The following is a 21,008-nucleotide window of genomic DNA, read 5'->3' as shown; positions in this document are numbered from 1 at the left end:
ATGGGCGGGAACATCATCGTCACGGACTGCGGCGACTCGGCCGTGGTGGTCAGAACCGTGAGCGCCGATACCGAGCAGGCATGGCGGGTCGTGCACGCCCTGGCCGACGCGATCGAGGCGGCCCGGCTCGACGGCGTCCACGGCATTGTCCCCAGCTACGACTCGCTGCTCGTCGAGTTCGACTGCTCCGGCACCGACCACGCCACCGTCCACCGTGCGCTTCAGGGCGCGGCCGAGCGGCTCGCCGGGAGCCCGGCGCCCCGGTCCGCGCCCAGGCGCTTCACGGTCCCGGTCGTGTACGGCGGCGAGCACGGCCCGGACCTGCCGGTGGTGGCCGGGCAGTTGGGACTGAGCGCATGGGAAGTCATGGCGCTGCATACCGCCCAGGACCTGACGGTGCGCTGCCTCGGCGCACCGGCGGGGGCCCCGATGATGGACGGCCCCGCGTTCCCCAAGCCGGTGCCGAGGCTGGCCTCGCCGCGCGTCAGCGTCCCGCCCGGGTCGATTGCGGTGGCGGGGCGGCAGGCCGTGATCTGCCCGATGCGTTCCCCGGGCGGATGGCCGCTGCTGGGACGCACCCCGCTGCGCGTCCTGGACCTCGACGCCGAGCCGCTGACCGCGTACCGGCCCGGCGACACCTTCCGGTTCGTCGCGATCGCCCCGGAGCAGTGGGACGCGTACGACGGCATGATGCTGGCGGCCGATGAGGCGGTGGCCCATGGCTGACACCCTCACCGTCCACCGTGCCGGACTCACCGCCGTCCAGGACCTCGGGCGGCTCGGCCGCTCCCGCTACGGCCTGCCGGTCAACGGCGCGCTCGACCAGTACTCCGCCCGCGTCGCCAACGTCCTGACCGGCAACCACGAGAGCGCTCCGCTGCTGGAGATCACCGCACTCGACTTCAGCTGCACGCCCTCGACCGATGTGCTGGTCGCGGTGACCGGCGCCCCCGCCGACCTCACCGTCGGCGATGTGCCGCGACCGCGCTGGGAGCCCGTCCTGGTCCGGGCCGGCCAGACGATCCGCATCACCGCCGTCCGGCTCGGCCTGCGCGTCTACCTCGCCGTGCACGGCTCGGTGGAGACGCCCTTCCTGCTGGGGAGTTGCGCCCCCGACACCGTCCTCGGGTTCGGACGCCCGCTGCGCGACGGCGACGAACTGGCGGTGCGTACGCCGTGCCCGCCGATCGACCACCCGGTGTTCCGCATCCCGCTGTTCCAGCTGCACGCACCCGTACCCCGCTTCGGCGCCTCGTGGACGATCGACGTCACCGACGGCCCCGACCTGGCGGAGTTCGGGGACTCGGCGGAGCGGCTGTTCCGGTCGGAGTTCACCGTCTCCCCTCGGAGCAACCACATCGGGCTGCGGATGCACGGCGACGTGCCCCGCCGGGTGGCGACCGGCGAGCTGCTCTCCCGGGGGGTGCCGGTGGGAGCGGTCGAGGTGCCGGCCGGCGACGAACTGCTCGTGCTGCACCGCGGCCGGGGCGTCACCGCCGGCTACCCGGTGCTCGCCGTGGTCACCTCGACCGGCCTGTCCGCCCTGGGACAGACCCGGCCCGGCCAGTCCGTCCGCTTCCGCCGCCGGACCGTCGCCGAGGCGGTGGCCGCCTACCGGTCGGAGCGCGCCGACATCGAGGCGCTGCGGGCTCGGGTACGCGCGGTCTTCGACGTCCTCCGCATCCCCTTCAACCCCCTCCCCGTCCCCGGTCCCGTCCCACAGTCCCCGTAAGCGAGTGAAGGAGACAGCCATGGCCACTGTGGCCGCACAACTGACGCCCAGCACCGTCGATCCGAGAACCGCCCGCAGAGTCACCCTCGCCGGCTGCGTCGGCATCTTCGCCGAGCTCTACGACAACGGCATCTTCGGCTTCATGGCCGGCACCCTGGGCGCCGTCTTCTTCCCGCACTCGCACAACGCCGTCCAGCTGGTCTTCCTCGGTTACGCCGTCTCCTTCTTCTTCCGCCCGTTCGGCGGCGTCATCTGCGGCCACCTCGGCGACCGCATCGGCCGGCAGCGCATGCTGGTCTTCGTCATCCTGCTGATCAGCGTCGCGACGGCGGCGATCGGCCTGCTGCCGACGTACGCGAGCATCGGCATCGCCGCTCCGGCCCTGCTCATCCTGCTCCGGGTGATGCAGGGCTTCTCGGTCGGCGGCGAGGCGTCCGGTGCGATGAGCTTCCTCGCCGAGCACGCGCCCGAGGGCAAGCGCGGCCTCTACACCAGCTACGCCCAGATCGCCTCCTTCCTCTCCCTGCTCACCGGAACGCTGATCGCCGCCGCGCTGACCAGCGGCCTCGGCGCGCACCGGATGGAGTCCTACGGCTGGCGGATCCCGTTCCTGCTGGCCATCCCGCTCGGCATCACCGGCATCTACATCCGCAAGCGCATCAGTGACACGCCGAACTTCACCCGGCTGCAGGAGAACGGCGGGCTGTCGCGGAACCCGCTGAAGGAGGCGTTCTCCTCCGCCGAGCACCGCCGGGCGATGCTGCTGGCCCTGTTCATCCCGCTGATGAACGGCTCCGGCTACTACGTCCTGTTCAGCTACATGCCGACCTTCATGAGCAGCGAACTCCACTTCAGCAAGGTGCAGGGCCTGCTCGTCACCGCGACCAGCCTGGTGGCCATCTCCATCGCCATCCCCTACATGGGCCGGCTGTCCGACCGGGTCGGGCGCAAGAAGGTCCTGATGGGCGCCGCCGTCGCCATGGCGATCGCCGGAGTCCCCTGTTACCTGCTGATCGGGACCGGCAGTGTGCCGCTCGCCATCCTGGGCGCGTGCGTCATGGCCGTCATCTTCGCCGGCCACACCGGGGTCATCCACATCCTGCTGGTCGAGCTCTTCCCGACCCGGGTGCGCTACTCCGCCTACGGGCTCGGCTACAACGTCTCCGCCGCCCTGTTCGGCGGCACCGCACCGCTGCTGATGACCTATCTCATCCACCGGACCGGCAACGTCAACATGCCCGCCTTCTACGCGGTCGTCACCGCGCTCGGCACGCTGCTCGCGGTGTCCCGGGTGAAGGACAGGGCGCACCTGCCGCTGCGCGACGAGTAACCCACGACGCCGACGCCGCACAACCGACGGTCCCACCTAGGAGCAACCCGTATGCCCTTCTCCGACTACAAGACCGCGCTCGTCACCGGTGCATCGACCGGGATCGGAGCGGTGGTCGTCGAACGCCTGGCGAAGCAGGGACTCGACGTCCACGCCGTGGCCCGCGACGCGGACCGGCTCGACGACCTGGCCCGGCGCACCGGCTGCACACCGCACGCCGTCGACATCACCGACACCGCCGCACTGACCGAGCTGGTGCGGGGCATCGAGGGCGGCGTCGACGTCCTCGTCAACAACGCCGGGGTCTCCCGTTCCGGGAACATCCTCACCGCCGACGAGTTCGCCATCGACGAGCAGGTCGCGGTCAACGTCCAGGCGGTGCTGCATCTGGTGCGCCTGGTCATGCCGGGGATGGTCGAGCGCGATCTCGGACACATCGTCAACATCAGCTCGATCGCCGCCGTCTACAACTTCGGCGGCAACACCATCTACCACGCCACCAAGGCGGCCGTGCACACCCTCTCCCGCCAGCTCCGCGTCGACGGGTACGGACGCAGGATCCGGGTCACCGAGATCTGCCCCGGCCGGGTGGAGACCGAGATCTTCGGCCGGCTGCTCGGTGACATGAAGGAGGCCCAACGCCTCTACTACGACGGCTACGAGTCGCTCAAGCCGGAGGACATCGCCGACGCGATCGAGTACGCCATCGGCTCGCCGCGCCATGTGAACATCGGGCACCTGGAGATCATGCCGACCTTCCAGGTGCCCGGCGGCCTCAACTTCGAGCGGAGGGCCGACTGAGATGGAGCTGGCACAGCGGGTCAACCGCATCAAACCGTCGCCCAGCACGGCCGCCGCCCAACGCGTCCGCGCACTCAAGGAACAGGGCCACGAGATCCTCGACCTCACCGTGGGCGAGCCCGACTTCGACACCCCCGACCACGTCAAGGCCGCCGCGATCGAGGCCATCGGGCGCGGCGAGACCAAGTACACGCCCGTCAACGGCACCCCCCAGCTGCGGGCCGCCATCGCCGACAAACTCGCCCGACGGCACGGACTGCACTACCCCACCGACCGGATCACCGTGGGCGGCGGAGCGAAGCAGATCATCTACCTCGCGCTGACCGCCACCCTCAACGCGGGCGACGAGGTGGTCATCCCCGCTCCCTACTGGGTGTCCTACCCGGACATGGTGCTCGCCAACGACGGCACACCCGTTGTGGTCCCCTGTCCCGAGGCCGACGGATTCAAGCTCACGCCACAGCGGTTGGAGTCCGCGATCACCGACGCGACCCGCTGGGTCGTCCTCAACGCCCCCAACAACCCCACCGGTGCCGCCTACAGCACCCACGAACTCCGGGCGCTCGCCGACGTGTTGCTCGCCCACCCGCGCGTCCAGGTGCTGACCGACGAGATCTACGACGAGATCTGGTACGAGCCGGGGCTGCCGCCGACCATCGTCGCAGTGGAACCGCGCCTGGCCGACCGGGTGTTCCTCACCAACGGCGTCTCCAAGACCTACGCCATGACCGGCTGGCGCATCGGCTACGGCGCGGGACCGGCCGAACTGGTCGGCGCGGTCAACACGTTGCAGTCGCAGATCTCCTCGTGCCCCTCGTCGATCAGCCAGGCGGCCGCCACCGCCGCGCTCACCGGCGACCAGGGTTTCATCCGCGACTGCGTCGACGTCTACCGGGCCCGGCGGGACCGGACGGTGAAGCTGCTGACCGACATCCCCGGTCTGACCTGCACCGCGCCGAGCGGTGGCTTCTACCTGCTGGTGGGCTGCGCCGGGCTGCTCGGCAAACGGACCGCCGCAGGCCAACTGATCAGCGACGACCAGGAGTTCGCCCGGCACCTGCTGGAGTCACAGCGGGTCGCGGTGATCCACGGCGCGGCCTACGGAGCACCGGGCTACTTCCGCATCTCCTTCGCGACGTCGAGCGCCGTCCTGACCGAGTCCTGCGAGCGCATCGCCCGCGCGTGCGCCGAACTGTCCTGATCCTGCTGAAAGAGAGCCGGCCCGCCATGCTGCGCGTCACCACCACGTTCGACCGCCCCGACCCCGAACTGGTCAGCCGACTGAGCGAGTACTCCTCCGCCACCGTCCACGAAGCTCAGGGCCGGCTCGGCGCCCTGAGCTCGAAGATCAAGCCGGTCGACCACACGATGTCGCTGTGCGGGCCGGCCTTCACCGTGTGCTGCGCCCCCCGCGACAACATCATGCTGCAGGTCGCCATCGCCTACGCCAGTCCGGGCGATGTCATCGTGGTGTCCGCCGGCGAGTTCGCCGAGGCCGGATCGTTCGGCGACGTGCTCGCCAACGCCTGTGTGGCCAAGGGCCTCGGCGGCCTGATCACCGACACCGGCGTCCGCGACACCCAGGAGCTTCGCGAACTCGGTTTCCCGGTCTTCTCGCTGAGCGTCTCGATCAAGGGCACGGTCAAGGAGACCATCGGCCCGATGGCGGAACCCGTCCTGATCGGCGGCGAGATCGTCCGCCCAGGTGACGTGGTGCGCGGTGACGCCGACGGGATCGTGGTGGTGCGGCGCGAGGACCTGGGCGAAGCCGTCCGCAAGTCCCAGGAACGCGTCGACGCCGAGGCCGCCTACATCGCCGCCTACCGCGCCGGACGGAGCGTCATCGAGGTCAGCAACCTCGCGTCCGTGCTCAGGGCGAAGGGCCTGGTCGTCGACGACGCTACGCCGCCCGAAGGGTGAGCAGGGTGATCTCGCTGGGCGCGAAGATCCGGAAGGGAGGGCCCCAGAAGCCGGTGCCCCGGCTGGTGTAGAGCTGGGTCCGCTCGCCGTGCCGGCTCAGGCCGTGCACCACCGGCTGGTCGATCCGGACCAGGAAGTTGAACGGCCAGATCTGCCCGCCGTGGGTGTGCCCGGAAATCTGCAGGTCGATCCCGGCGCTCGCGGCCTGTCCGACGTACTTGGGCTGGTGGGCGACGAGCAGGACCGGCAGCTCCGGGTCCGCCCCCGCCAGCGCGCCGACCAGGTTGGCGCGGTGCCCGGCCAGCCCGGAGGAGGCCGCAGTCACGTCGTCCACACCGGCGAGCACGAGGCTGTCGCCGCCCCGCTCGACCACCACATGACGGTTGTGCAGCGGCTCCCACCCCAGCTCCGCCATGTGGTCGAGCCAGCCCTGGGCCTCGCCGAAGTACTCGTGGTTCCCGGTGACGTACACCTTGGCGAGCCGTGACCGCATCGTCCCGAGCGGCGCGGCCTGCCCCCGGCGCTGGTCCAGGGTGCCGTCGGCGATGTCGCCGGCGTGGCAGACCACGTCGGCGTCCAGTTCGTTGACCGCCTCGGCCACCCGCGCCGACCATCCGGCCCGGTCGATCGGTCCGTAGTGGGTGTCGGCCAGCACCACGACCCGCGTCCCGTCCAGGCCGGGTCCGAGCCGCGGGACGGTGACGTCCAGCCGCTTGATCCGGGGCAGCCGCATGGCCTCGCGGTACCCCCAGACCAGCAGTCCGACGGCGACCACCGCGACCGCGACGGCCACGATCCTGGACCGGGCCGGGTCACCGACGCCGAGCGCGAACAGCACCAGCCGCAGCAGGCCGCCGAGCGCGGACCAGGCGAACAGCACCCAGACCACCCCGAGCGTGGTGTCGGCGACCCGCGCCGCCCGGTCCTGCCGCCGGCGCCCGTGCCCCCTGACCATCAGCACCGGGAAGCCCAGCAGGGCAGCTGCGGTGAGGACCGTACCGACCAGGACCACCGGGAACGGCCAGTCGGTGCCGGAGGAGAACAGCGTCCACCAGGGCAGGAAGAACAGGAGCACGAGCACGCCCAGGACCACGAACCCGCCCAGCCACCGCCGCAGGCTCCCAGCGCCGCCCCCGCCGTCCGCCGCCGACGCCCCGGCATCAACCGAAATGTCGGCCTCGGCCGAGGGTCCGAGCACGACGGTGTCCGGTCCTGCGACGTGGGCCGTCCGTGCGCCCGGCTCCGACCAGTGGGATTCGTTGTCTGTCACTGCCTGCCCCTCACATCCGCTGCCCTGCTGATCCCAATCATCCGGCATGCGGCGCCGACACCCGGACGCCACCTACGAACGCCACCTACGAACGCCTGCGCGACAACGCGGGTGGCAGGCCGCGTAGTTCCCTGGCCAGCGACCGCAACCAGCCTGCCCGGAAGGCTGGTTCGGCAGCCATCCTACGCACCAGCCCTGCGCACACCTCTCACCCTCAGCCCTGCCAGGCGGCGAGGAGGTCTTCCGGTCCCCAGTGAGCGGCGAGTGGGACGTTGTCGGTGACTCCACAGCGCGATACCGCCACCAAGGGCGTGTCGCGGTTGGTGCCGGGGACGGCGAGGAGGTCCCGAACCAGAGCGTCGTACTCGCGCCGTCCGAAGGGCTGGGTCTCCAGCCACTTGACGGATCCGAGGAAGTGGATCTGCTTGGCGACCGGGTCTCGGTCGGCGCCGACGATGTCGATCTCGGGGTTGTTCTGGCGATTCCACCAGCCGCCGACGGCCTCGGTCCCGGGCCACCGGTCATCTGGCAGCAGCCGCAGCAGAGCCTCACGAATGACGGGTTCGACGGCTCGCCCACGCCAGCTCGTCCACGAGGCCTCGATCCGACGCAGGGCGACATCGCCGCGGCCTCGTTCGATCAGGGGGATGCCGCGTTGCAGGAAGGCGAGCCAGAAGCGCAGGTAGGGGTCGGCGACGCGGTAACGCTTGTTCTTCGTGTCGGGCTTGGTGGACAGCGGGCTGTCAGTGGCCAGGACCCGTTTGTCCAACAGCGTGTGCAGGATCGGCGACAGCGTTCCCGAGGCGAGCGGGGAGGCCCCGCCGGCCTGCGTGGCGATGGCCGTGAAGGTACGCTCGCCGGTGCCGACAGCCTCCAGAACCGCGCGGGAGTGGGACGCCTCGGGGAACTCCCCGAGCAGCGACAGCTCGCCCGCCATCAGCAGTGGCGACAGCGGGTTCGCGACGGACGCCTTCAGGTAGTCGATGCGGCTCATCCCGGGCTGCCAGGCCTGAACAACCTCGGGGAAACCCCCTGTGATCAGCAGCGCGTCCATTGCTTCGGCGGCGTCCAGGCCAGTCATCCGGGCCACGTCGGCCAGATGAAGCGGCTGGACGGTCATCTTCGCGGCCCGGCCGAAGAACGGCCGACCGTGGGACTGCAGGGCCTCCATGACCGACATGTCGCTGCCCACCAGGATCAGCAGCACCGGCTTGGCAGACAAGTGCCGGTCCCACACCGTCTGCAGAGCGCCTTCGAACTCGCGGTCCTGCTCCACGAGCCAGGGCACCTCGTCGATGACCGCGATGCTGGGAGCGTCGTCGGGGAGAGCCAGGGCCAGGGTCCGCAGCGTCTGGTTCCAGTCCGTGCTCTGCAGGCCGACCACCGCCTCGGCCCCGCTCAGGCCGGACTGCGCCAAGGCTGCGGCGAACTCGGCGCGCTCGGCCACCGGATTGCGCCCCCGTGTCGCCTGGAAGACCACGTACGGTGCCCGGGAGCGGTCGCAGAACTCCTGGACCAGTCGGGACTTGCCCACGCGCCGCCGCCCGGTCACGATCACCGCCCGCCCGCGCGTCAAGCCACGTCCCTCACGGATCTGCAGCAACTGCCCGTCGAGCAGCTCAAGGTCGGAGGCCCTGCCCCTGAAGTCCATCAGCATCCCATATACATAGATTACATCTAACGTAGATCGACTCTTACATTCACCATAGTACTCTGAAACGAGCAGTGCGGCCCGAAAGACGAAAGCAGGGCCCGCGTAATCCGAGGGCCCTGCAGTTCTTCGTCATCCGCTGTTCGTCGTGTTCCGCCGCGCTCCGTGATCGCCGGGGCGACGTAGTCGGCCGCGGCGCGGCCGGTCAGAACCGGAGCACCGGCTTGATGGTCGCTCCGGAGAGCATGTCGGCGACCGCGCGCTGGATCTCCTCGAACTTGTAGTGCCTGACCAGGCGTTCGACCGGCAGCCGTCCCGAGGCCACCAGCTCGACCAGGACCGGGATCAGCGACTCGGTCTCGCCGTCGCCGAGGGTCACGCCGACGACCCGGCGGCCCGGCAGCATGAAGTTGACGTCCAGTGGGACGGTCGAGCCGAACGGCGGTGCGCCGACCAGCGCGGCGGTGCCACGGGCGGCGAGGGTGGCGATGGCCGCGCCGGCGACCGCGGTGTTGCCGGTGGACTCCACCAGGCCGTCGGCGCCCCGGCCGCCGGTGATCCCGGCGACGGCCTCGGCCAGGCCGGTCGTGGTGGTGTCGACGGTGTGGGTGGCGCCGAGCTCGCGCGCCAGCTCCAGCCGGGTCGCCACCCGGTCCACCACGATGACCTTGGTGGCCGGGGTGAGCCTGGACGCCATCACGGCGGACAGGCCGACGGCACCGGCCCCGGTCACCAGCAGACTGGCGCCGGGACGCGGCCGCAGGACGTTCCAGACCGCCCCCACCCCGGTCAGCACGCCGCAGCCGAGCGGGGCCAGCAGGTCCAGCGGCGCGCCGTCGGGGACCTTGACCAGGCTGCGCTCGTCGACGAGGGCATGCCGGGCGAAGCAGGACTGCCCGAAGAAGTGCCCGCCGATCGCCTCGCCGCCTCGACCGATGGTGGGCGAGCCGTCGGCGCGGGCGCCGCCGAGCAGGTTCAGCGGGAGCCAGGTCGCGCAGTAGGCGGGGTGCCCGTCCCGGCAGTTGGCGCAGCTCCCGCACGAGGTGAAGGACAGCAGCACCTGGTCGCCGGGGCGGACCCGGGTCACCGCGGAGCCGACCGCCTCCACCACACCCGCGCCTTCGTGGCCGAGGACGCCGGGAAGCGGGAAGGGCAGTCCGCCGCCGGCGACCCCGAGGTCGGTGTGGCACAACCCGGCCGCGACCATCCGGACGAGCACCTCGTCCGGGCGGGGAGCGGCCAGGTCGACCTCGGTCAGGGAGAAACCGGCGCCGGCGGACTCGACCACGGCGGCAGTGGTGGTGGTCATGACGAACGTGCCTTTCAGGCGAGGGATTTCAGGCGAGGGTTTTCAGGCGAGCGAGATGACGACGGACTTGACCCTGGTGTAGGCCTCCAGCGCCTCGGGGCCGTACTCGCGGCCGAAGCCGGACTGCTTCACGCCGCCGAAGGGGATCGCCGGGTCGAGCATCGCCCAGTCGTTGACCCAGACGATGCCCGCCTGCAGGCGCGCCGCGACCCGGTGGGCCCGGGCCAGGTCCCTGGTCTGCAGGCCCGCAGCGAGCCCGTAGGGCGTGCTGTTGGCCAGGGCCACCGCCTCGTCCTCGGTGTCGAAGGGCTGCACGGTCAGCACCGGGCCGAAGATCTCCTCCTGCACGGCGCGGGAGTCGTTGCCCAGGTCGGCTATGACGGTCGGCCGATAGTAGTAGCCGCCGTCGAGGTCGAGGCGCTCGCCTCCGGCGACGATCCGGCCGCCCTCCTCCTGGGCGATGCGCACGTACTCCTCGACCTTGGCGAGGTGCCGCTCGCCCGCCATCGGGCCGATGACGGTCGCGGGGTCGAACGGGTCGCCGAGCGGCACCCCCGCGACGGCGCCGGCCAGGATCTCCAGGACCGTGCCGTACAGCGAGCGGTGGACCAGCAGTCGTGGTCCGCCCATGCAGAACTGGCCGGTGTTGAAGACGAAGCCCTTGATCGCCGAGCCGATCGCCTTGTCCAGGTCCGCGTCCTCGAAGGCGATCTGCGCCGCGTTGCCGCCGAGTTCCATGGTGACGGGCTTGAGCGCCTCCCCCGCCGTGCTCGCCGCGTGCCGTCCGATCGCCGTGGAGCCGGTGAAGGCGATCTTGTCGACGCCGGGGTGGCGCAGCAGCGCCTCTCCCACGACCGGGCCGCTGCCGGTCACCACATTGACCACGCCGTCCGGCACCCCGGCCTCGGCCAGGATCTCCGCCATCAGCAGCGCGCTGAGCGGGGTCTCCTCCGCGGGCTTGTGAACCACGGTGTTGCCGGCGGCGAGGGCCGGGGCGAGCTTGGAGGTGCTGAGGATCAGCGGGAAGTTGAAGGGGGTGATCGCGCCGACCACGCCGAGCGGTTCGCGGCGGGTGTAGGCGTGTACGGGGAGGGGGATCTGCCGGGCCGAGCCGTCGGCGCCCTGCGCGAGCGCGGCGAAGTACTCGTAGACCTCGGCGGCGGTGGTCACGTCGACGGCGCGGCACAGGCTCACCGGCTTTCCGACGTCGAGGCTCTCGACCGCGACGAGTTCGTCCTCGCGCCGCCGGATCAGCTCCGCGACCCGGTTGAGCACGCGCGAACGCTCGCGCCCCGAGGTCCGCCCCCAGGGGCCCTCGTCGAACGCCTTCCGGGCTGCGGCGACCGCGGCGTCGACATCCGTGGCGTCGGCCTCGGCCACGGTGCTGACGACCTTCCCCGTGGACGGATCGATCACGTCCCGGCGTCCCTTGGCGTCCGCCTCGCGCCAACGACCGTCGATGAAGAGCCTGCCCGGCTCAAGGTGCGGCCTGCTCACAGGGGTCATGTCCAACCCGCCTTCACTGATGCCGGCCGCGCCGATGCGACCAACAGGTTTCCTGATGATTGCGCCCCTGCGACGAGGATGGCAAGACCTTGGAGATAATCAGGAAGCCTGAATGTCGAACATGGAGGAAAAAGGTGGCCCGTGCAGCGAACAGGGACAGTGCCGGCGAGCCCGCGAGCGTCGCGGAGGGGCCGCGCCCGTCGCTGATGTACGCCATCAAGCAGGTCGAGCTGGCCGCCCGGGCGCACATGGACGAGCTGGTCAAGCCCGTGGGAATCACCGCCCTGCAGTACACCGCGCTCACCGTGCTGCGCCGCCACGACGGGCTCAGCTCCGCCCAGCTCGCCCGGAACTCCTTCGTCACCGCGCAGTCGATGGCCGACATGGTCACCGCGCTGGAACGGCGCGGCCTGATCGTCCGCCGCCGCGACCCGGACAACCGGCGGGCCCTGCTGATCAGCCTCACCTGCGTCGGCCACGAGCTGCTCGCGGCCCAGGACGCGGCGATGACCGCCCTGGAGGAGCGGATGCTCGCGGACCTCAGCGAACGCCAACGCCTCGACCTGGAGGACTACCTCAACCTCTGCCGTGCCGCGCTCTCGGACCGGCCGTCGCACTGACCTCGGATAAGCTCGCCCTATCCGAGGCGTCGGACTGCCTGACGCCTCACCGGGAGGGAACCCCCTTGAGCTCCAAGCGCAACCAGACCATCGCACTGCCCACCCTCGCCGACGCCTACCGACTCGCGGCTGTGGAGGCGACCGACGCCGATGCCCGCGACTTCGCCGCGCAGCTCGCCACCACCGAGCTGCGCCGCGCCTCGCACCCGGGCCGGGCCACCTGGTCCCCCACCGACCAGACCGAGCCCGACCCGGTCCCGCAGACCGTGGTCGACGGCGACGAGGACCTGTGGCTGCGCACCCCCGCCACCGGGACCTGGACCATGCCGAGCTTCGACCCCGCGCACGACGCGCCCCGCTGCGGCGACGCGCTGACCTGGCAGGAGCTGGCCCACGAGTACGGCCCGCTGACCTCGCTCGCCGACGACCGCCGCGCCGGCGGACGCCGCTGACAGTTCAGCGGCGTCGGTCTCAAGCGGCGTCGGTCTCAGCCGGTTCCGCCGAGCAGGTGTCGGCCCCGGCCGAAGAAGTCGGCCACGGCGCCCACGCCGCCCAGCTCCCGGATCGTCCGCGCGGCGCCGAACGGCGCGTTCCAGAACTCCCCGCGCCCGTGCTGCAGGTCGTGCGGGCCGACGTAGGCGTACGGCTCCGGTTGGAAGCCGTCGCCCGGCGAGACGCCGTAGTTCGCCGCGTCGACGGTCACGGCAATGTCGAAGTGCTCGGGCCAGATGACCGGATCCGCGTCGGGGAAGGTCCCGCGCAGCGCGGCATCGCCGATGGCGAAGCAGCGGGCCAGCCATGCGGCGGCAGCCGGATCGGCGTCGATGACCTCTTCGCCGCCGACGCCCGCGCCGTCCTGGTACAGCCCGGCCGGAGCGCCGACCGCGACCCCCAGCTCCGCCGCGAGCGCGGCACAGGTGGTCCGTTCCAGCGACAGGAACCGCCCGGCCGCCACCAGCTCGGCGCCGACCACGCGCAGCCACGGCTCGGAGCGGGTGGCGAAGCCGCCCGGGCACGCCTGCAACCTGATCGTGCCACTGGTCCGGTGCTGCGGGCCGGCCAGCAGCGTCTCCGCCACCGCGTGCAGGGCCCGGCGCGTGCGTACGACAGTCTCGGAGTCCATCGCCCCATCCTCGCCGACCGCCGCCCTGGTACCGCTGCGCCGCGCCGCACCCCTGCGCCGCGGGGTGCTCAGCAGATACAGGCCACCGTCAGGGTGATACTCGGGGGCGGGGGCGGCGAGTTGAGGTAGGGGGCGATCCAGGCGCCGACGCCGCCGCCTCCCCCGATGACCGTCCAACGCCATCGCTGGTCTTTGCCGAGCGGGGTGCCGTCGCCGTTGGTGATGGTGAAGTGGTCGTCCGGGTGCAGGCCCTGGGGACAGATGGCGGTCACCCCGCCCGGGGAACCGGTGACGGACACGGTCTCGGGGAGGCTGTCGGCTCCGGCGGGGCCGGCGAGGATGGCGCTCAGTGCCACCGCTGCCAGGCCCGCACCGACAAGTCGTCCGGGTCGCATGGATGTCCTCTCGCTGAGCGGCCCCTCCCAGTCGGGGCCGAGCGATCACATCCGTTGCCACATTGCGGCACGGCTCACACCACTTCCGCCGCACTCCACTCTTCTGCGCCAGGTGAGAGGGGCGGGTCACAGGCAGCGGATAGACTCCCGGAGATCACCGGGGGAAACCATGACACCATCAGTACGCACGACGCTCTGCCTTGTGGTACTCGGTGTCCTGCCCCTGGCGGCCTGCGCTGCGGGCGGCCACACCAGCAGCGGCGCGAGTGCCGCTCCCGGCACCGTCCCGAGCCCCAGCAGCACGATCTACCCGACGCATGTCGTCGGCCCGAGCGGAATCGGTCCGCTGCACCTCGGCATGACGATCCAACAGGCCCAGGCCACCCACCTGTTCGGGCAGCTCAACGTACCCTCCACTGCCTGCGCGGAAGCCTCGAACCAGGACCTCACCATCAAGTACTCGGTGAAGTACGGTGTCACCCTCATCGGGGCCGAGCGTGGTCGCACGCCCGAGGGCATCGGCCTGGGTTCGACGTTCGCCGAGGTCAAGCACGCCTACCCGCGCTCGGCGGAACCAGAACTCGGCACCTTGGACGAACAGTTGTCGATGTTCGGCGACGTCGAGGCCCAGGTGCCGGGCAACCCCGCGGCCGACTACACGATCGTCTTCGACCGCCCCGGACACCACCGGGTCCTCTACGTGTTCCTCAAGCTCAAGGCGGAGCAGGACTGCTGAGCGGGAAGGCCCGCCGGTTGGTTACCGGCAGGCCTCCCCTGAGGTATCAGCTGACGTCGGAGGCGTCGAGCCGGTAGAGGCCCGAACTGGTGCTCGACGAGGTGCTGGTGCTGTCGTAGGCGGATGCCTTCACGGCCGTGCCGTGGGCCTTGACCCAGGCGGCGATCTCCGAGTTGGTGCCCTGGCCTCCGCTGGTGCTGATCACGATGTAGTGCAGCTTGCCCGCCGCGACCAGGGCCTTGAGCTTGGCCAGCGTCATCGCGTTGTCGCTGCCGCTCCAGCCGCCCATCGAGATGACCGGCTCACCGGACTGCAGGATGATCGAGGAAGCGGTCTGGTCGGTGGCGACGGCCACCAGCCAGGTGGCGCCGTCCTGATGCGCCTTCAGGTAGCTGATCATCGCGGACGAGACCTCGGTACCGCCGCCCATCCCACCACCCCCGGTCGGGGCCGACGTCGACCCGCCGGCCGAGGCAGTGCCGCCCGGCGCCGTACCGCTGGGCGCGGTGCCGCTGGGCTTGGTCCCACTGGGCATGGTGCCGGTCGGGGCGCTGCCGCCCATGCGGGCTCCGCCGCCGCCCATCCCGCCACCCATCCCGCCGGTGCTCGGCCCGGCGGTCGGGTTGGTGCCGTTGGTCTGGCTGGTGGCGGCAGAGACGCTGTAGGCGGCCGGTCCGGCCAGCAGGGCGACGACCGCGGTCAGGGCGGCGACGCCCATCAGCCGCTGCCGCTTGGTGAACCGTCCGACCAGCAGGCCGATCACCGCGATGGCCGCACCGGCGACAACCGCGACCTCGGCGACCGTGTAGATCGTCCCGCTGCCGGAGGCCCGCCGCAGCAGCACGACCGCCCAGACCGCGCTGCCCGCGACCGCGGCCGGCAGGACCCAGCCCCACCTGGCCGCCGAACGCTCGCGGAACGCCTGGTACATCGCCACGCCGCCGGCGCCGACCAGGGCGGCGATACCGGGGGCCATCGCGGTGACGTAGTAGGGGTGGAAGGTGCCCTCGGCGAGGGAGAAGGTCAGGTAGTGCAGCAGGAACCAGCCGCCCCAGAGCAGCAGCGCCGCGCGCCGGGAGTCCGTGCGCGGAGCCCGTCCGCGCAGCAGCAGGCCGGAGACCAGGGCGATCGCGGCGAACGGGATCAGCCAGGAGATCTGGCCGCCCATGATGGAGTTGAACATCCGGTAGATGCTCGCGGTGCCGCCGAAGCTGGCGCCGTTGCCCGCGCCGCCGGTACCGGCGCTCGCGCCGAAGATGCGGCCGAAGCCGTTGTACCCGATGACCAGGTCCCACACCGTGTTGTCGGTCGAACCGCCGATGTAGGGGCGGGAGGACGCCGGGATCAGGTCGACGATCACCATCCACCAGGCGCTGCTCACGACCAGGGCGACGGTGGCGACGGCGAGATTGCGGATCCGCTTGCCCAGCGAGAGCTTGGCGGCGAACAGGTAGACCACGAAGAAGGCCGGCAGCACCACGTACGCCTGCATCATCTTGGTGTTGAACGCGAAGCCGATCGCGACCGCCGACCAGACCAACGGAGCGAGCCTGCCGCCGCGGACGGCCTTGAGCAGCCCGGCGGCGCCCAGCAGCATCAGCAGGACCAGCACCGGGTCCGGGTTGGTGTCCCGGGTGATGGCGACGGTGATCGGGGTGAGCGTCAGGACCAGCGCGGCGATGGTCGCGGCGACATGGCCGAAGTCCTTGCGGACCATGCGGTACAGCAGCGCCACCGAGCCCACGCCCGCCGCGACCATCGGCAGTGCCAGTTGCCAGTCGCCGTAGCCGAAGATCCGGGCGGAGATGCCCATCACCCAGAGGGCGCCCGGCGGCTTGTCGACGGTGATGAAGCTCCCGGAGTCCAGGGCGCCGAAGAAGAACGCCTTCCAGCTCTTGGTGCCGCTGTAGACGGCGGCGTTGTAGAACGAGTTGCCGGTGAGGCTGGACAGGTTCCAGGCGTACAGCGCGGTGGCCAGGACCAGGATGGCCCACAGCGCGGGGCGGGCCCAGCGCGGGTCCTCCGGGCGGCCGAGGAACAGTCGGCGGCCCCGGGCCGCGAGCCTGCCGCCGTGCTCGGGGACCGGTGCACGGTGGGAGGAGGGTCCGCTGCCCTGGGTGGGCGCGGCAGGCCGGGAAGTCTGGGTGCTCATATCGCTCGCTCCGGATTGAGGAAGAGTGAGAACTCGCGGCGCGGGTCGCCCTGCTGTCGTTTCCTTCATGGCAGCGACTCTGGCCACCGACTTTGGGCCAACCGTGAGGCTGGCCTAGAGCCCGGATGAGAAGCGAACTCACAGCTTTCCGACAGGATCGGCCTCCGGTCGGCCCTGGAGGCGCACAGAGATGTGCAGCGCCCCCGGCCGCTTCGCCACGACTGCGGTGGTCAGAAGCTCGGCACGGGGACGCTGCACACGGGAGAGCCAGGAACGCGGGACAGGACTAGCGGAAGTCCTCCAGCTGGTTGCTGAAGAATCCCTGAGCCGGAGTAAGGCCCCGCGCCACGGTGGTCCCCGCCGTTGCGGTCGGGCGGACACCCCGCTTCAGACTGCCCGCGCCGCCGACCAGCGGCAGGGACAGCGAGGAGTGGGCCAGGTCGACGGTGACGGTCGGGGTGGTGGAGGCCGGGTTGAGCAGCCCGTTGTCGGTACCGGCCACGATCAGCGCCAGCCGGTGCCCGGCGGGGACCACATGGTCGGTGCCGGCCAGGTTGAAGGTGATCGAGTAGGACTTGCCGGGAGTGATGGTGGAGGTGCTGTTCAGGCTCGCGTAGTGGCCCAGGTCGGCCCAGCCGCGGCTGAAGATCGTGTAGCCGACCTGCGAGGTGTCGGCCGCCGTGTCCAGGAAGCAGGCGCTGTCGCCGGCGGTGCTGTCACCCCAGCAGGAGCGCGTGGTCAGCGTGGTGATGCCCTCGCCCGCGCCCTCGTAGTTGCGGATGGTGGCCGCGCCGAGGTCGACCAGCACAGCGCTCAGATGCGCGCTCCTGGTGGACGATTTCACGCTCAGCGTGATCGAACCCTGGCCCGACATCCGCAGGTCGCTGCCCAGCGCTCCGGTGCTGAACACGGTCTTCTCCGAGGTGGTGCTGCCCGCCTCGGACGCCCAGGTGTCCTCGCCGACGTTGGGGTTGTCGGTGAAGCCGGCGGTGCCGCTGCCGGCTGCCGTAGTGAGCGCACCGGGCTTCAGGTGCAGCGTGCTGCTCACCGTGCCCGGGGCGGGCCAGGTCGCGGAGGTGGTCCACTGGTCGGGCGCCCGCTCGATGTCGGCGACCGGGGCGCTCTGGATGCCGTTGTCGACGCCCAGCAGGTAGTGGTCGAACCAGCTGTGCAGGGTGTCCACCCAGGCGCTGCGCCGGAAGTCGAACGGGTCGACATGGCCGGTCTGGGACAGCCAGATCTTGCGGTCCACGCCGGTCTGCGCGAGCGCCGTCCACCACTGGGAGAAGTTGATGTCACGGACGTTGAGGTCCTGCATTCCGTGCACCACGAAGACGCTCGCATGGACGTTGGCGGCCGAGGCGACGTAGTCGCGCTGCTGCCACAGGGCGGACCAGTTGCCGTTGGACGGCGATCCGGCGGCCAGCTGCGTCTGCACCGCGCCGCAGTTCGACGCGGCGGTCGAGCTCTCCACATAGGACGCCAGGTCGGCCGGAGTGCCGTCGTAGAGGGGCGCGCCGTCGGAGCGGTAGTAGTCGTACCAGGAGCTGATCGCCGAGATCGGCACAATGGTCTTCAGACCCTGGACGCCGGTCGCCGCCACGCCGTTGGCGATCGTGCCGTCCCAGGACTTGCCGATCATGCCGACGGAACCGTTGGTCCAGGTCGGCGTGACACTGCTGCCGCCGGTGCGGGCGCTGTAGCCGGTGGCGCGACCGTTCAGCCAGTCGACCACGGCCTTGGCCGAGGTGACGTCGGACGGCCCGCCGACGTCGACGCAGCCGTCCGAGCGGTTGGTACCGGCCAGGTCGACCAGCACCACCGCATAGCCGCGGGAGACGAAGTAGTTGTCGTAGAAGAGCGGGAACTGGACCGGCTTCCCCTGCGCGTCATAGGTCTTGAGCTGGCTCTCATTGCCCCGCCCGCAGCAGGAGTAGTACGGACTGGCGTCCATGATGACCGGGATCTTCTGCCCGGCCGCCGCAGGTTCACTCGGCCGGATGATGTCGGCGGCCACCCGGTCGGTGCGGCCGTCACCGTCCCCGTCCAGCCCGGTGTCGACCCAGACGGTCTCCCGGACGGCGTTGGCATAGGAGTAGAGGGGCTGACTGACACCGTGCCGGACCGTGCCCGGATGCACAGCGGAAGCAGCGGCGGCTGCGGTCACGGGGGCGGCGGAACTCGCTCGGGCGGTTGGGGAGCCGAGCACCGCCATGGTGAGCGTGACCAGGATCGTGGTGACGACGGCGGTCGCGCGGGATCTACGTGTAATCACAAGCGTCGAAGGTAGTTCGTGGAGAGCCCCGCCAGAAGCATTTTGACGAGACATCAACAATGATTTTAAGGCGAACGGCCTATCGCGGACACAGGCTCATGTGCGGTCGACGGGGAAAAGGAGATGGGCGTCCAGGTGTTCCTCCAGTTCGGCATGGGTCCACGTGCCGGCCTGGCCGCCTGACAGGGTGGCCGTCAGCGTCTCGAAGGCACTGACCGAGCGGCCAATCGGGTCAGCGGTGGCATGAGGGTCGTGACGTGTCTTCTCCGGGGCTCTTCTCGTCCTGCATCCGTTTGGGTCGCACCTTCGAATGTAGGCGGAAGAGCCCTACTGTCCTACCGCTGAAGCGAGTTGGGCGAACCACCGGCCCGGCGGCGGTCCGTGGTGAACAACCCAGGGGTGTCTTTGTCCAGCCAGCCCCGCTCCACCAGCCTCTTCAGCTCCGACCGGGTGCCCTCGATCTTCGCGGCCGACACGGGCAGCCCGATCCTGGGTGCGATCTGCTTGGCGCGGACCGCCCCCGGCGCATCGGACACCACCTCCACGATGTCCCGGTAGTCCGACGGCAGGACCTCCATCCCCATCCCGTGCTGCCAGTTCGGCACAGCCAGCACCCCGACGACCTGCCGCTCCGCCCCCGCATACGCCGACACCACCCGCTCGGCCACAGGCGACTGTCGCACCGCGACCGCCACCGCGGGCACCGGCGACGTCATCTCGGCGAGCACTTCGGCGACCGTCTCCCGCGCGATCCGCAACCTGTCGAGCCCCGCGCGGCCCGCACTGAGCCTCGCGGACACCTCGGCGAGTTCGGCTTCCAGCTCATCCACCTGAACCCTTGGCGGCGGCCTGCCGAGCCTCCAGCTCCTCGAAAAGCGAACCCATCAGACGCCCTCCTCCACCTTCACGGTAGAGACGAACCTCCCCGAGCAGAGCCCCAAGCACCGCTCCCGTAACTCAACCCTTCACTCAAGAAGAGCCGCACCCACCTGGGGTTCACCATGAAGCCGCCTTCGGGACTCGAACCCGAGACCTACGCATTACGAGCGCCAGAGAGATCATGATGATGTGTGATCGCTAGTGCCGCGTGGCGCTGTTCGTGCTGGTCAGCGCCACGTGGTCGGTTGCCGGGTCCGTTGCGAATTGGCTGCGGCTGGCGCATCCGCTCACGCATCGCTCACGCCGCCAAGCCCAACCGCGAGCGCTGACGGCCGTAACTACGGCTACCACCGACTACGTGCCGTCGAACCTGCACGTGTTCGGATCACCCCGCGTCGGCGAGGAAGACGAGGTCCTTGGACAGGTCCGGGGTCTGTGCCGGAACACTCCATTATCGGCGGGGAGTACACGGAGCGAGCGACGAGGACGTCTTGCGTCATAGGAACATCCCCACTCGGTGGGGAGGATGAGCGTCGCGCAGCTGACGAGGATCCGGTCGGCGGACCCCCCGTCAGCGAGGAGGACAGCACCGTGCTGAACGCGGCGCAGTCAATGAACGGACCACCCCCGCGTCGGCGGGGAGGACGCGTCGGGGAACGCGGCGATGGTCTCCGCGAGCGGAACACCCCCGCGTCGGCGGGGAGCACGCGGGACCAACCGCCGCCCGGCGGGTCGTGCGCGGAACACCCCCGCGTCGGCGGGGAGCACTTCCCGGGGATGGGTTGCAGGGGTCGCAGGGGCGGAACACCCCCGCGTCGGCGGGGAGCACCCGATCTCCGGCCCGGGGGCGGGGATCGGAACCGGAACACCCCCGCGTCGGCGGGGAGCACCAGCCACGACGGTTTCCTCTCGGTTCGCGGAACGGAACACCCCCGCGTCGGCGGGGAGCACTCGGCCTCGTGCCACAGTCCGGCCCGGACCAGCGGAACACCCCCGCGTCGGCGGGGAGCACACCCTTCGAGAAGCCGCCGAGAAGCTGCGCGGCGGAACACCCCCGCGTCGGCGGGGAGCACGGCCCTGTCATGATCGAGGAGCGGGCCTCCAACGGAACACCCCCGCGTCGGCGGGGAGCACCGGCGCGGGCGTTGGCCCGGTCCTCGCGGTGCTGGAACACCCCCGCGTCGGCGGGGAGCACCTGCTGTCATGGCCCAGTGAGATCACCGGGTTCGGAACACCCCCGCGTCGGCGGGGAGCACTGCCGCGCCCCCGGACCGAACGAGGGCGACGACGGAACACCCCCGCGTCGGCG

The 21,008-nt window shown here is 70.8% G+C and carries 18 protein-coding genes and 1 CRISPR repeat array (1 of these 19 cut by a window edge); of the genes, 9 read left to right on the top strand and 9 right to left on the bottom strand.

All coding sequences use genetic code 11. The annotated features are described in order from the left end of the window. Genes ABH941_RS00600 through ABH941_RS00575 form a run of 6 tightly spaced genes read left to right on the top strand, consistent with a single transcriptional unit; the run spans window position 1 to window position 5,783 of the window. Entirely contained in the window at window positions 1–726 is a 726-nt protein-coding gene (locus tag ABH941_RS00600; protein WP_370126503.1) for an allophanate hydrolase subunit 1, read from the top strand. Beyond that, complete coding sequence (locus ABH941_RS00595) at window positions 719–1,732, top strand: biotin-dependent carboxyltransferase family protein (RefSeq protein ID WP_370126502.1); 1,014 nt, start codon at window positions 719–721, stop codon at window positions 1,730–1,732. Before ABH941_RS00600 ends, ABH941_RS00595 begins: the two co-directional genes overlap by 8 nt. Before the next feature lie 19 nt (window positions 1,733–1,751). Next, a complete protein-coding gene (locus ABH941_RS00590; RefSeq protein WP_370126501.1) occupies window positions 1,752–3,062 on the top strand; it encodes an MFS transporter in 1,311 nt (436 codons plus the stop codon). A 51-nt stretch (window positions 3,063–3,113) separates the two neighbouring features. Next, window positions 3,114–3,863, top strand: a complete 750-nt coding sequence (locus ABH941_RS00585; RefSeq protein WP_370126500.1) for an SDR family oxidoreductase — start codon at window positions 3,114–3,116, stop codon at window positions 3,861–3,863. A 1-nt stretch (window position 3,864) separates the two neighbouring features. Then, window positions 3,865–5,064 carry an aspartate transaminase gene (locus tag ABH941_RS00580; protein ID WP_370126499.1) on the top strand — a complete coding sequence of 400 codons (1,200 nt, stop codon included), beginning with the start codon at window positions 3,865–3,867 and terminating at the stop codon, window positions 5,062–5,064. Next, the gene (locus tag ABH941_RS00575) at window positions 5,046–5,783 is read left to right on the top strand and encodes a 4-carboxy-4-hydroxy-2-oxoadipate aldolase/oxaloacetate decarboxylase (protein WP_370126498.1); all 738 of its coding nucleotides are present in this window, start codon (window positions 5,046–5,048) and stop codon (window positions 5,781–5,783) included. The genes ABH941_RS00580 and ABH941_RS00575 overlap by 19 nt, the downstream gene beginning before the upstream one ends. On the opposite strand, the gene ABH941_RS00570 is transcribed toward ABH941_RS00575, so the two are convergent. The 4 genes from ABH941_RS00570 to ABH941_RS00555 all read right to left on the bottom strand — a co-directional run bounded on the left by ABH941_RS00570 (window position 5,764) and on the right by ABH941_RS00555 (window position 11,519). Beyond that, window positions 5,764–6,900 carry a metallophosphoesterase gene (locus tag ABH941_RS00570; RefSeq protein WP_370127054.1) on the bottom strand — a complete coding sequence of 379 codons (1,137 nt, stop codon included), beginning with the start codon at window positions 6,898–6,900 and terminating at the stop codon, window positions 5,764–5,766. The two genes, ABH941_RS00575 and ABH941_RS00570, sit on opposite strands and share 20 nt — an antisense overlap. A 367-nt stretch (window positions 6,901–7,267) precedes the next feature. Beyond that, the gene (locus ABH941_RS00565) at window positions 7,268–8,704 is read right to left on the bottom strand and encodes an ATP-binding protein (RefSeq protein ID WP_370127053.1); all 1,437 of its coding nucleotides are present in this window, start codon (window positions 8,702–8,704) and stop codon (window positions 7,268–7,270) included. Window positions 8,705–8,909: 205 nt separating this feature from the next. Then, on the bottom strand, window positions 8,910–10,013 hold the full coding sequence (locus tag ABH941_RS00560; RefSeq protein ID WP_370126497.1) for an NAD(P)-dependent alcohol dehydrogenase: 1,104 nt from the start codon (window positions 10,011–10,013) through the stop codon (window positions 8,910–8,912). A gap of 42 nt (window positions 10,014–10,055) precedes the next feature. Then, window positions 10,056–11,519 carry an aldehyde dehydrogenase gene (locus ABH941_RS00555; protein WP_370126496.1) on the bottom strand — a complete coding sequence of 488 codons (1,464 nt, stop codon included), beginning with the start codon at window positions 11,517–11,519 and terminating at the stop codon, window positions 10,056–10,058. A gap of 206 nt (window positions 11,520–11,725) precedes the next feature. Between ABH941_RS00555 and ABH941_RS00550 the strand changes: the two genes are divergently transcribed. Further along, window positions 11,726–12,139, top strand: coding sequence for a MarR family winged helix-turn-helix transcriptional regulator (locus ABH941_RS00550; RefSeq protein ID WP_370127052.1), 414 nt, complete (start codon window positions 11,726–11,728; stop codon window positions 12,137–12,139). A 65-nt stretch (window positions 12,140–12,204) separates the two neighbouring features. Continuing rightward, a complete protein-coding gene (locus ABH941_RS00545; protein WP_133998863.1) occupies window positions 12,205–12,591 on the top strand; it encodes a hypothetical protein in 387 nt (128 codons plus the stop codon). 35 nt (window positions 12,592–12,626) lie between these two features. On the opposite strand, the gene ABH941_RS00540 is transcribed toward ABH941_RS00545, so the two are convergent. Continuing rightward, the gene (locus tag ABH941_RS00540) at window positions 12,627–13,262 is read right to left on the bottom strand and encodes a hypothetical protein (protein ID WP_370126495.1); all 636 of its coding nucleotides are present in this window, start codon (window positions 13,260–13,262) and stop codon (window positions 12,627–12,629) included. A 68-nt stretch (window positions 13,263–13,330) separates the two neighbouring features. Continuing rightward, complete coding sequence (locus ABH941_RS00535) at window positions 13,331–13,657, bottom strand: hypothetical protein (protein WP_370126494.1); 327 nt, start codon at window positions 13,655–13,657, stop codon at window positions 13,331–13,333. Window positions 13,658–13,859: 202 nt separating this feature from the next. Here ABH941_RS00535 and ABH941_RS00530 point away from each other — a divergent pair, with 202 nt between their 5' ends. Then, window positions 13,860–14,393, top strand: coding sequence for a hypothetical protein (locus ABH941_RS00530; RefSeq protein ID WP_370126493.1), 534 nt, complete (start codon window positions 13,860–13,862; stop codon window positions 14,391–14,393). 46 nt (window positions 14,394–14,439) lie between these two features. Here ABH941_RS00530 and ABH941_RS00525 read toward each other — a convergent pair whose 3' ends face one another. From ABH941_RS00525 to ABH941_RS00515, 3 genes are all read right to left on the bottom strand, one after another. Next, window positions 14,440–16,545, bottom strand: coding sequence for an ArnT family glycosyltransferase (locus ABH941_RS00525; RefSeq protein ID WP_370126492.1), 2,106 nt, complete (start codon window positions 16,543–16,545; stop codon window positions 14,440–14,442). A 286-nt stretch (window positions 16,546–16,831) separates the two neighbouring features. Continuing rightward, window positions 16,832–18,760 carry a Xaa-Pro dipeptidyl-peptidase gene (locus ABH941_RS00520; RefSeq protein ID WP_370127051.1) on the bottom strand — a complete coding sequence of 643 codons (1,929 nt, stop codon included), beginning with the start codon at window positions 18,758–18,760 and terminating at the stop codon, window positions 16,832–16,834. 395 nt (window positions 18,761–19,155) lie between these two features. Continuing rightward, on the bottom strand, window positions 19,156–19,650 hold the full coding sequence (locus ABH941_RS00515; protein ID WP_370126491.1) for a hypothetical protein: 495 nt from the start codon (window positions 19,648–19,650) through the stop codon (window positions 19,156–19,158). Between the two features lie 605 nt (window positions 19,651–20,255). Next, window positions 20,256–21,008: direct repeats of the CRISPR family, unit length 29 nt; unit sequence CGGAACACCCCCGCGTCGGCGGGGAGCAC; it runs 130 nt beyond the window's last position.

The sequence above is a fragment of the Streptacidiphilus sp. EB103A genome (genome assembly GCF_041261405.1).
Taxonomy (GTDB): domain Bacteria; phylum Actinomycetota; class Actinomycetes; order Streptomycetales; family Streptomycetaceae; genus Streptacidiphilus.
This window is presented reverse-complemented; position numbering and strand designations above follow the sequence as displayed.